This is a genomic window from Candidatus Streptomyces philanthi, assembly GCF_059553635.1.
Genome location: NZ_JCANQV010000216.1, coordinates 1 through 10,241, shown reverse-complemented (window position 1 = coordinate 10,241; position 10,241 = coordinate 1). Strand labels below are relative to the sequence as shown.

Genomic DNA, 10,241 nt, shown 5'->3' with positions numbered 1-10,241 from the left:
ACTGGACGGCGGACGGGTCACGCCCGGCGACGTCCTGCCGGGCGGGCACCCGGCGGAGCGGATCGGCGAACGCCGGGACGCCTCCGCGCGCCGGCTGGTCCACGACGCGTCCCCGTGGGCGCGCACACCCCGGCCGGTCGGCCCGGTCAGCGAGACCGGCGAGCCGGGACTGTCCCTCGTCGTCCTCGCGCCGCGGGACGGGCTCGCCGCGTACGCGCCCGACCCGGTGCTGTCGGAGCCGCTGCTGACGGCCGGCATCCCCCATCTGTACGCGGGGGTGGTCGAGGGGACGGGGGTGGTGGGGCCGCTGGTGCTGCCCGGCGACTCGGCCTGCGCCCGCTGCGACGAACTGCGGCGCACGGACGGGGAGCCGCCCTGGCCGCGGCTGCTGTCGCAGTGGCGTTCGGGGCGCCGTTCCCCCGCGGTGCCGGCCTGTGACGCGTCGTTGGCGACGATGGTGGCGGGGCAGGCCGCGGTGCAGGCACTGGCGTTCCTCGACGGCGCGCTGCCGCCCTGCGTGAACGCCCGGCTGGAGTTCGCGCTGCCCTGCGCCACGATGCGCGCGGTGCGGATCGTGCCGCATCCGGAGTGCGGCTGCGGCGCGGCCGGCCCCTCCCCGGGGGAGGACACCTCGGCCCCGGAAACGCGACACGCCACAATGACGGAGTAACCCCGGTCGGGAACAGTGTGAGTTGGAGGGGCGCATGTCTGATCTTCCCCGCAAGGCGGTCACCCGTACCGCCAAGCTGGCCGCGCTGCCACTGGGGTTCGCCGGCCGCGCCACCTGGGGTCTGGGCAAGCGGATAGGCGGCAGGTCCGCCGAGATCGTCGGCCGTGAGCTGCAACAACGCACCGCGGAACAGCTTTTCAAAGTCCTCGGGGAGTTGAAGGGCGGGGCCATGAAATTCGGGCAGGCGCTGTCCGTCTTCGAGTCCGCGCTGCCCGAGGAGATCGCCGGCCCCTACCGCAAGGCGCTGACCAAGCTTCAGGAGGCGGCGCCGCCGCTGCCGGCGAGCACGGTGCACGCGGTGCTCGCGGAGCGGCTGGGGGACGACTGGCGGGAGCTGTTCCAGGAGTTCGAGGACAGCCCTTCGGCGGCGGCGTCGATCGGGCAGGTGCACCGGGCGGTGTGGCACGACGGCCGCGCGGTGGCGGTCAAGGTGCAGTACCCGGGAGCGGGCAAGGCGCTGCTGTCGGACCTGACGCAGCTGAGCCGGTTCGCGCGGCTGCTGGGACCACTGATCCCGGGCATGGACGTCAAGCCGCTGATCGCCGAGCTGCGCGACCGGGTGGCGGAGGAACTGGACTACGGGCTGGAGGCCGAGGCGCAGCGGGCGCACGCCGCCGAGTTCGCGGACGACCCGGACGTGCGGGTGCCGGACGTGGTGCACCAGAGTGAACAGATCCTGGTGACCGAGTGGTTGGACGGAACCCCGCTGTCCGAGGTGATCGCGGACGGAAGCGAGGAGGAACGGAACCGGGCCGGGCAGCTGCTGGCGCGTTTCCTGTTCTCCGGCCCGGCCCGCACGGGCCTGCTGCACGCCGATCCGCACCCCGGCAACTTCCGGCTGCTGACCGGTGACGGGCCGGCGCACGAGTGGCGGCTGGGGGTGCTGGACTTCGGCACGGTCGACCGGCTGCCGGAAGGGCTGCCGCCGACGATCGGCACCTCGCTGCGGATGACGCTGGACGGCGCGGCCGACGAGGTCTACCGGAGGCTGTGCGAGGAGGGCTTCGTCAAGGACTCCATCGAACTGGAACCCAACGCGGTGCTGGAGTACCTGCTGCCGATCATCGAACCGGCGCAGCGGGAGGAGTTCACATTCACCCGGTCCTGGATGCGCGGCCAGGCGGCACGGATCGGCGACCCGCGGTCACCCGCCTACCAGCTGGGCCGGCAGCTCAATCTGCCGCCCTCGTATCTGCTGATACACCGTGTGACGTTGAGCACCATCGGTGTGCTGTGCCAGCTGGGGGCGACGGTACGGCTGCGCGAGGAGCTGGAGGCGTGGCTGCCGGGCTTCGTGTCGGACCAGGAGGCCGGACTCGTCGAGGAACCCACGGCCTGACACGCCCGGTCCCGGGCGGGGCGGTACGACCCGTTCCGTCCGGGACCCGGGGCCGTCGCCCCGTACCGGGCTCACCACCACGCCGAGTCGAGACGGCTCTCGATGGCGCGGAGGTTCTCCCGTGCGCAGGGTTCGCAGAAGTAGCGGCGGGTGCCGTTCTCGACGGAGAAGGTCCAGGTCGGCGGAGTGCCCTCGGCGACGGTGCCGCAGCGGGCACAGGTGGTGGCGCCGCGTTCGGGAGGGTCCGCCTGTTCAGGCGTGGTCCGGTTCACCGTCCGACGATATCCCCGCGGGCCGTGCCCGCCGGTACGCCACGCGATCCCCCGCGCACGACGCCACCGCCCCGTACGCGGGAGGGGCCCGCCCTCACGGACGAGCCCCTCCCGCACAGCGTCCCGGTGACCGCGACGCCGCCCTGTCCCCCGTATCCCCCGTGATCCGCCACCGGCCGTCCCCCGTCGGCCGGACCCTGCGGGTCCTACTGCATCACCGCCATCGCCAGGGCACGGCGGGCCCGCAGCGACGCGCGCTCGGCACGCCGCTGCATACGGCGCGCGACGGCGATCCGGTGGGCCCTGCGCTCGGCCTCGGCGTCGGTGAGGCGTTGATGCATATGGGCCCTGGCCAGGGCTTCTGGGATGAGTTGCATGGCGAGGTTCCTGTTCTGGCGCGACTCGATCGCACCGGGGTTCGCGGGGGCGGGTGTCTCGGGGGCGGTGGGGTTCATGCCTGGGTCCTGCTTCTGGGGGTCCCGCGTGGCGGGACGGTCGATCGTTCCTGTGCCGGTGGTGTTCATGCCGCGACCGGGTTCTTGCGCGGACGGCCACGCGGACGCTTGCGCGCCACGACCACGCCCTGGACGAACAGCTCACCGCCCCAGACCCCCCACGGCTCACGGCGGTCCTTGGCGCCGGCCAGGCATGCCTCCCGCACGGGGCAGGTACGGCACAGCGACTTGGCGTACTCGACGTCGGCCGGGGACTCAGCGAAGAAGACCTCGGGGTCGTAGGTGCGGCACGGAACGGCGGCGCCGAGGCGGTCGATCTCGTTGTCGAGCTCGGTGAGGGGCAGCAAGGAGTTCTCCTGGGGGTCGGGCGGAGGGATCAGGTCGGGCGCGGACGGGGTGTGCGTCTGGAGTTGCACGGTGGTGTGTTCCTCGTCTGTGCGGCCCGGCGGTGGCCGGGCTCATGGGCAAAACAAAAGGGCCGCGGATCCCGGTGTGGGTTCCGCGGCCCTGGAAGGTGCCGACCTGATCATGCCGATCAGGCTGGATCTCTCCAGGGTTCGAGGCCACGGAAGGCCCACGATTCGTTCTGGTACTGCTTGCGGGAGCCGGCACCATTGGCCGCCGCGAAGGCAGGGGCATGCGCCGCCGCCGTCGCCACTGCTGCAGGTGCCTCGGTCGGTCGCTCGCTGCCCTCACCCGTCGTCATGACAGGGAGGGACTCGGGACGCGCGACCGTGACGCCGGACATGCGGCCGAAGCCGGACAGACCGGTGCCCGGGAGCGAAGCGCCGAGGGTGCACAGGGCGAGGACCGAACGATCGGTCATTTTGTTGGTCTCGATGAAGCTGATCATTGGGCTCGCCTCCTCTCGGCGTCTCGGTGGACCGGTGATACCGGCCCAAGCGTGTTCAAGTACAGCACGGAGCCCCCGGAACTCGGAAGGCCCGTCGTCCCCGTGCCTGTGCAGGCTATGGGGATGCCGTCCGCGCGCGCAAACTATTTTTCCGACGAGTTTTCCCGGCTCTCCCCCGCACTTCCCGCGCCGCCGCCACCGGCGCCGTCCTCCACATCACCCGAGCGGTCCTCACCCGCGCAGACGGCCAGGACATCACTGCCGTAGCGGTCGGCCTTGCGCCGCCCCACGCCGGAAATTCCCGCCAGCTCCGGTGTCGTGCCCGGCACCGCCTCGGCGATCGCCATCAGCGTCTTGTCGGTGAAGACGCAGAACGCGGGCTGGCCCAGACGGCGGGCCTGGGCGCCGCGCCAGTCACGCAGCCGTTCGTACAGCGCCTCGTCGACGTCCGAGGGGCAGTCGTCGCAGCGCATCAGCTTCATCTCGCCCGCGTCGGTCAGCGTCCGGCCGCACACCCGGCAGCGGGCCGGGGTCCGGCTCCGGCGGCGTACCGCACCGGGCTCCCGGGCACCGCCCCGCTCCACACCGCCGCCGGACACTCCCGGGGCGTAGCGGGGCGGCGCGCCCGCCGCGCCGGGGCGCAGGCCGTCGAGGAACCGGCTGGCGCGCCGGACCGCCCGGCCGCCCGGGGAACGCGCCAGCGACCAGGACAGTCCCAGATGGCGCCGGGCGCGGGTGACACCGACGTAGAGGAGGCGGCGTTCCTCCTCGATCTGCTCGTCGGTCGTGGCGTAGGTGATCGGCAGCATGCCGTCGGTGAGCCCCACCAGGAACACGGCATCCCACTCCAGGCCCTTCGCGGCGTGCAGCGAGGCGAGCGTCACCCCGTCGACGGTCGGGGCGTGCTGGGCATTGGCCCGTTCGTCCAGCTCGGCGACGAGGTCGGCGAGCGAGGCGCCGGGCCGGGCCGCGGCGAAGTCCTCGGCGAGCCGGACCAAGGCGGCCAGGGACTCCCAGCGGTCCCGTACCGCGCCGGAGCCGGCCGGCGGCTCGTCCGTCCAGCCCTTGGTGCTCAGCACCGCGCGGACCTGCGACGGTATGTCCACCGCGTCGTCGAGCAGCGCGTCGTTGGCACCGAACCGGGCGGCGCTGCGCAGCGCGACGCCGGCCTCGCGCACCTCCGGCCGTTCGAAGAACCGCTCGGCGCCGCGCAGCTGGTACGGCACCGCGGCGTCGGCCAGCGCCTGCTCGTAGACCTCGGACTGGGCGTTGACGCGGAAGAGGACGGCGATCTCCCCGGCCGGGACGCCGGAGGCGATGAGGTCCCTGATGCGGCGGGCGGTGCCCTCGGCCTCGGCCGGTTCGTCGGCGTACTCCGCGTACCCGGGCTCGGGGCCGGACTCGCGCTGGGAGACCAGTTCCAGGCGGTGCTCGGCGGCGCGGCCCGTCGCCCGGGACAGCAGTCCGTTGGCGAGACGGACGACCTGGGGGCTCGAACGGTAGTCGCGGACGAGTTTGACGACGGTGGCGTGCGGGTGGCGGACGCGGAAGTCCAGCAGATGGTCGGGGGTGGCGCCGGTGAAGCTGTAGATCGTCTGGCTGGCGTCGCCGACCACGCACAGGCTGTCGCGCTCCCCCAGCCACAGTTCCAGCAGCCGCTGCTGGAGGGGGCTGACGTCCTGGTACTCGTCGACGACGAAGTGCTGGTACTGGGCGCGGACCTGTTCGGCGATGTCGTGGCGGTCCTGGAGCACGCCGACGGTCAGCAGCAGGACGTCCTCGAAGTCGATCGTGCCGCGGTCGCGCTTGAGCTGCTCGTAGACGGTGTAGATCTGCCCGATCTCGGCGGCGTCGCGGGGCGCGTCGCGACCGGCCTTGACGACCGCGGCCGGGTAGTCGGCGGGCACCGTCTGGGTGACCTTGGACCATTCGATCTCGGCGGTGACGTCCCGCAGCTCGTTGCGGTCCAGCCGGACGCGGCAGCGAGCCGCCGCCTCGGCGACCACCGGGCCCTTCCGCTCCAGCAGCCGCGGCAGCTCACCGCCCACCGCGCGGGGCCAGAAGAACTGGAGCTGGCGCAGCGCCGCGGAGTGGAACGTCCGGGCCTGGACCCCGCTCGCGCCGAGCTGCCGCAGCCGGCCGCGCATCTCCCCGGCCGCGCGGGCGGTGAAGGTGACCGCGAGCACACTGGCGGGTTGCAGGATGCCCGCGCGCACGCCGTACGCGATGCGGTGCGTGATCGCGCGGGTCTTGCCCGTGCCGGCGCCGGCCAGCACACACACCGGTCCGCGCAGGGCCGTCGCGACCTCGCGCTGCTCGGGGTCGAGCCCGTCGAGCACCGCGTCGGCCGATTCGGGGACCTGCGGGAAGAGAGTGGAGTCCGGTGCTGCTGTCACCCCGCCATGCTGCCAGGTCCCCGACGACGACCGGCACAGCCGTCCACAGCCGCCACTCCCCGGTCGTACCGCGTCGGCCTTCTGGGGATGACGGCGAGCAGGCGAAGCGCCGATCCGCTGTACTGAGGTGGCGGTCGCGCCGACGGGGGCGGCGGGCGGGCGAAGGAGGACCGGTGCGGGGATGTGGAGGGGCAGGGGTGAGGTAGGGCGGAGTGGGCCGGTGGGTGCGGTGGGGCGGGTGAGCGAGGCGCGGAGCGGGCGTGGGGTGGGTGGTGGGGTGCGGTGAGGCGCGAGAGGTGACGCGCGGGGGGCGGGCCCGGGGAGCGAGGCGGTGTGGGGAGGGGTGGGGTGGGGGGTGGCCCCCCGGGGGAGAGGCGGAGGAAGAAGAGAACATCGGGCCCCCGCCCTCTCCCCACCCCCGGGAATGCTCCACCCCCCTCAAACGTTCTCCCCGATGCCACCTCCTCGGGCGGACCCTCCGGTCCGCCCCGGAATGGCAGGGCCGGGCCCGTGGGTCCGGTCCTGTGTTGGGTGGCTTCGATTCGAGAACGACCGAAGGAGCGCGGGGCGCATGGCGGGCACGGTGACGATGTACAGCACGACTTGGTGCGGCTACTGCCGTCGGCTGAAGAGTCAGATGGACCGTGAGGGCATCGCGTACACGGAGATCAACATCGAGCAGGACCCCGAGTCCGCGGCGTTCGTGGAGAAGGCGAACGGCGGCAACCAGACGGTGCCGACCGTGCTCGTCGTCCCGCCGTCGGGTGGCGAGAACATCGTCATGACGAACCCGAGCCTGAACCAGGTGAAGCAGGCTCTCGCCGTCTGAGGCGCGCTTCCCGCGCCACCGCCCCTTCCGGCCACCGCCGGAGGGGGCTTCGGCGTGCCCGGCACACGGCCCGACGCACCGCCACAGCGGGTCTCACCGCCGCACCGACATCACGCCCCCACAGGGCAAGCCCACACAGTCCCGCCCGAAGCCAGCCGGAGCCGCACACCCCCGCCTCCAGGGCGGCCGGGGCCCCCGGCCGCCGCTCCCCCGCCATCAGGGCCGCGGCAGCGGCTTCCCGTACCACTGTTCGATGAGGCGGGCGGCGATGGAGATGCCGTACGGGGGGAGCACTTCGCCGGAGGCGAAGGCGGCGCTGAGGTCGTCGCGGGAGAACCAGCGGGCTTCCTCGATCTCGTCGCCGTCGACGCGGATCTCGGAGGAGGTGGCGCGGGCCATGAAGCCGAGCATCAGGCTGGAGGGGAAGGGCCAGGGCTGGCTGGCGATGTACTCGACGTCGCCGACGACGACGCCGGCCTCCTCGTAGACCTCGCGGGCCACGGACTGTTCGATGGATTCGCCGGGTTCGACGAAGCCGGCGAGGGTGGAGAAGCGGCCTTCGGGCCAGTGGACCTGGCGGCCGAGGAGAGCGCGGTCCTGCTCGTCGGTGACGAGCATGATCACGGCGGGGTCGGTGCGGGGGTAGTGCTCGGCGCCGCAGGCGGGGCAGCGGCGGATGTGGCCCGCGGCGGCGATGACGGTGCGTTCGCCGCAGCGGGAGCAGAAGCGGTGGAGTCGCTGCCAGTTCTCCAGGGCGACGGCGTGGACGAGGAGTCCGGCGTCGCGGGGGGACAGCAGCAGGCCGGCCTCGCGGAGTCCCGCGGGGCGTGCGGACTGGTCCATGCGGCCGGGGAGGGCGTCCTTCTGGAGGGCGAAGTAGCGGATGCCGTCCTCGTCGGTGCCGAGGAAGTAGCGGTGGGCCTCGGTGAGGGGGGCCTCGAAGGACGGCGTCATGATCAGTTCGGTGCGGCCGTCGGGGGTGTCGTCGATCAGGGCCTGGCCTCCGGACACCACGAAGACGCGCGTCGACGGGTGGCTCCAGGCCGCCGCGAGCCACGCCTCGTCGAGGCGGTGGTGGGCGGAGCGGTCGATGCCGCTCGGTGCGCTGAAGGTGAGCGGCCGGTCTGCGCTGTGGTCGGTCCAGGTGGTCACTGCTGTTTCCAACTCCCGCTGTGGCGTGGGTGGTTGCTGCGTTCGGGCACGGTTGCGGGTGGGGGTACGAGCACGGGTCAGGCGGTGTGCCAGTTCTCCGCGAGGTCGCTCCAGAGGTGGGCGGCGGCCTCGGCGCCCTTCATGAGGAGGTCGAGTTCGACCTTCTCGTTGGGGGCGTGCCAGCCGTCGGAGGGGACGGAGATGCCGAGGAAGAGTACCGGTGCGCCGAGGACCTCCTGGAGGTCGGCGGCGGGTCCGGAGCCGCCTTCGCGGGTGTAGCGGATCTTCTGGCCGAAGGCGCGTCCCATGGCGCGGACGACGGACTGGAGTGCGGGGTGGTCGAGCGGGGTCAGGCAGGGGCGGGTGGCTCCCCAGAAGGTGATCTCGTGGCGGATGCCGTCGGGGAGGCGGGCGGCGACCCAGTCGCGGACGGCCTGCTGGACGGTGTCGGGGTCCTGGCCGGCGACGAGGCGGAAGGAGAGTTTGAGCTGGGCGGTGGCCGGGACGATGGTTTTGCCGCCGGGGCCCTGGTAGCCGCCGCTGATGCCGTTGATCTCGGCGGTGGGGCGGGCCCAGATGCGTTCGAGGGTGGTGTGGCCGGTCTCGCCGAGGGTGGCGTGGGAGTGGGCGGTGCGCAGCCAGGCGTTTTCGTCGAAGGGGAGTTCGGCGAAGAGGGCGCGTTCGCGGTCGGTGAGTTCGATCACGCCGTCGTAGAAGCCGGGGACGGTGACGCGGCGGTCGTCGTCGTGAAGGGCGGCGGCGAGGCGGGCGGCTTCGGTGGCGGGGTTGGGGACGGCGCCGCCGAAGGAGCCGGAGTGGATGTCCTGGTCGGGGCCGTGGAGGTCGATCTGGCAGTCGGTGAGGCCGCGCATGCCGGTGCAGACGGTGGGGGTGTCGGGGGCCCACATGCCGGTGTCGGAGACGATCACGGCGTCGCAGGCGAGGCGGTCCGCGTGGCGGGTGAGGAGTGCGGGGAAGTGGGGGGAGCCGGATTCCTCTTCGCCCTCGATGAGGAGTTTGAGGTGGACGGCGGGGGTGGTGCGGCCGGTGGTGGCGAGGTGGGCGCGGACGCCGAGGGTGTGGAGGAAGACCTGTCCCTTGTCGTCGGCGGCGCCGCGGGCGTGGAGCCTGCCATCGGTGATCTTGGGGTCGAAGGGGTCGGTGTGCCAGCCGTCCTCGCGGGCGGCGGGTTGGACGTCGTGGTGGCCGTAGACGAGCACGGTGGGGGCGGTGGGGTCGTCGGAGGGCCATTCGGCGTAGACGGCGGGCAGGCCGTCGGTCTCCCAGATCTCGGTGACGGGGAAGCCGGTGTCGGCGAGCTTCCCGGCGAGCCATGCGGCGCTACGGCGTACGTCGGGGGCGTGTCCGGGGTCGGCGGACACGGAGGGGATGCGCAGCCATGCGGTGAGGTCGTCGAGGAACGTGTCGCGGTGGCTGGTGACGTACGTGTGGACGGCGCTGTCCGGGGTGGTGCTCATGGGAGGGAGCCTATCGGCCTTCCGGGTGACGCCGGTCGTGGGTCTGTCCGAGGAGGATGCGTTCGAGTTCGGTGCGGCCGGGGAGGTGGGTGGGTCGGACGATGTCGCCGGTGCGGATGTGGAGGAAGGCGGCGTCGACGGTGGTGGGGTCGAGGCCGTGGCGTTCGGCCCAGGCGAGGCGGTAGACGGCGAGCTGGAGGGGGTCGGCGGTGCCGGTGCGGCCGGTCTTCCAGTCGATGATCTCGTAGTGGACGCCGTCGGGGCGGGTGTCCTGGTAGACGGCGTCGATGCGGCCGCTGATCACGCGGCCGGCGAGGGTGATGCGGAAGGGGTCCTCGATGCGGTGGGGGGCGCGGTCGGCGTAGGGGGTGCGGGCGAAGGCGGCCTTGAGGGCTTCGAGGTCGTCCTCGTCGGTGATGGTGAGGTCGTCGGGTTCGGCGCCGGGGAGTTCGTCGGGGCCGATGAGGGGGAGGGCGCGGGTGTCGAAGCGGGATTCGATCCAGGCGTGGAGGCGGGTGCCGCGGCGGGCGGCGGGCTGCGGGGGGCGGGGCATGGGGCGGGCGAGGTCGCGCGCGAAGCCGTCGGGGTCGGCGGCGAGGTGGAGGAGCTGCGTGGTGCTGAGGGCGTGCGGGAGGTGTACGTCGCGGACGGTGGCGCGGGTGCGGTGGAGTTCTTCGGTGAGGGAGGTGAGGTCGCGGTCCCAGGAGTCGGTGAGGCGGCGTTCCTCGGGGGTGAGG

Annotated in this window: 11 protein-coding genes; 3 read left to right on the top strand and 8 right to left on the bottom strand. The window is 72.9% G+C overall.

Features of this window, described 5'->3' with window-relative positions; all coding sequences use genetic code 11:
- Positions 1-670: ThiF family adenylyltransferase (locus AC51EU_RS21935; RefSeq protein ID WP_496268739.1), on the top strand; the 670-nt coding region annotated here is incomplete at its 5' end.
- A 34-nt stretch (positions 671-704) separates the two neighbouring features.
- The gene (locus tag AC51EU_RS21930; protein ID WP_496268738.1) at positions 705-2,069 is read left to right on the top strand and encodes an ABC1 kinase family protein; all 1,365 of its coding nucleotides are present in this window, start codon (positions 705-707) and stop codon (positions 2,067-2,069) included.
- Between the two features lie 71 nt (positions 2,070-2,140).
- Here AC51EU_RS21930 and AC51EU_RS21925 read toward each other — a convergent pair whose 3' ends face one another.
- The 5 genes from AC51EU_RS21925 to AC51EU_RS21905 all read right to left on the bottom strand — a co-directional run bounded on the left by AC51EU_RS21925 (position 2,141) and on the right by AC51EU_RS21905 (position 6,045).
- Positions 2,141-2,341: a hypothetical protein gene (locus tag AC51EU_RS21925; RefSeq protein WP_496268737.1), complete on the bottom strand. Its 201-nt coding sequence runs from the start codon at positions 2,339-2,341 to the stop codon at positions 2,141-2,143.
- A 206-nt stretch (positions 2,342-2,547) separates the two neighbouring features.
- Complete coding sequence (locus AC51EU_RS21920) at positions 2,548-2,865, bottom strand: putative WhiB-interacting protein (RefSeq protein WP_496268736.1); 318 nt, start codon at positions 2,863-2,865, stop codon at positions 2,548-2,550.
- Positions 2,862-3,212, bottom strand: a complete 351-nt coding sequence (locus AC51EU_RS21915) for a WhiB family transcriptional regulator (RefSeq protein ID WP_496268735.1) — start codon at positions 3,210-3,212, stop codon at positions 2,862-2,864. Before AC51EU_RS21915 ends, AC51EU_RS21920 begins: the two co-directional genes overlap by 4 nt.
- Positions 3,213-3,331: 119 nt before the next feature.
- Complete coding sequence (locus AC51EU_RS21910; protein WP_496268734.1) at positions 3,332-3,649, bottom strand: hypothetical protein; 318 nt, start codon at positions 3,647-3,649, stop codon at positions 3,332-3,334.
- A 143-nt stretch (positions 3,650-3,792) separates the two neighbouring features.
- Entirely contained in the window at positions 3,793-6,045 is a 2,253-nt protein-coding gene (locus tag AC51EU_RS21905; RefSeq protein ID WP_496268733.1) for an ATP-dependent DNA helicase UvrD2, read from the bottom strand.
- Between the two features lie 571 nt (positions 6,046-6,616).
- Between AC51EU_RS21905 and AC51EU_RS21900 the strand changes: the two genes are divergently transcribed.
- Positions 6,617-6,874, top strand: coding sequence for a mycoredoxin (locus tag AC51EU_RS21900; RefSeq protein WP_496268732.1), 258 nt, complete (start codon positions 6,617-6,619; stop codon positions 6,872-6,874).
- Between the two features lie 216 nt (positions 6,875-7,090).
- On the opposite strand, the gene nudC is transcribed toward AC51EU_RS21900, so the two are convergent.
- The 3 genes from nudC to AC51EU_RS21885 form a co-directional block, all read right to left on the bottom strand.
- A complete protein-coding gene (nudC, locus tag AC51EU_RS21895; protein WP_496268731.1) occupies positions 7,091-8,026 on the bottom strand; it encodes an NAD(+) diphosphatase in 936 nt (311 codons plus the stop codon).
- A gap of 77 nt (positions 8,027-8,103) precedes the next feature.
- Positions 8,104-9,504 (bottom strand): dipeptidase, encoded by a 1,401-nt coding sequence (locus AC51EU_RS21890; protein WP_496268730.1) that lies wholly within the window; start codon positions 9,502-9,504, stop codon positions 8,104-8,106.
- Positions 9,505-9,514: 10 nt separating this feature from the next.
- The coding region (locus AC51EU_RS21885; protein ID WP_496268729.1) for a PD-(D/E)XK nuclease family protein at positions 9,515-10,241 on the bottom strand (727 nt) is incomplete at its 5' end.

Bases quoted from the DNA above. Each gene is read 5' to 3' on its own strand.
- AC51EU_RS21920 (WP_496268736.1), bottom strand. From the start codon at position 2,865: ATGAACACCACCGGCACAGGAACGATCGACCGTCCCGCCACGCGGGAC.
- AC51EU_RS21930 (WP_496268738.1), top strand. From the start codon at position 705: ATGTCTGATCTTCCCCGCAAGGCGGTCACCCGTACCGCCAAGCTGGCC.
- AC51EU_RS21900 (WP_496268732.1), top strand. From the start codon at position 6,617: ATGGCGGGCACGGTGACGATGTACAGCACGACTTGGTGCGGCTACTGC.
- AC51EU_RS21890 (WP_496268730.1), bottom strand. From the start codon at position 9,504: ATGAGCACCACCCCGGACAGCGCCGTCCACACGTACGTCACCAGCCAC.
- AC51EU_RS21910 (WP_496268734.1), bottom strand. From the start codon at position 3,649: ATGATCAGCTTCATCGAGACCAACAAAATGACCGATCGTTCGGTCCTC.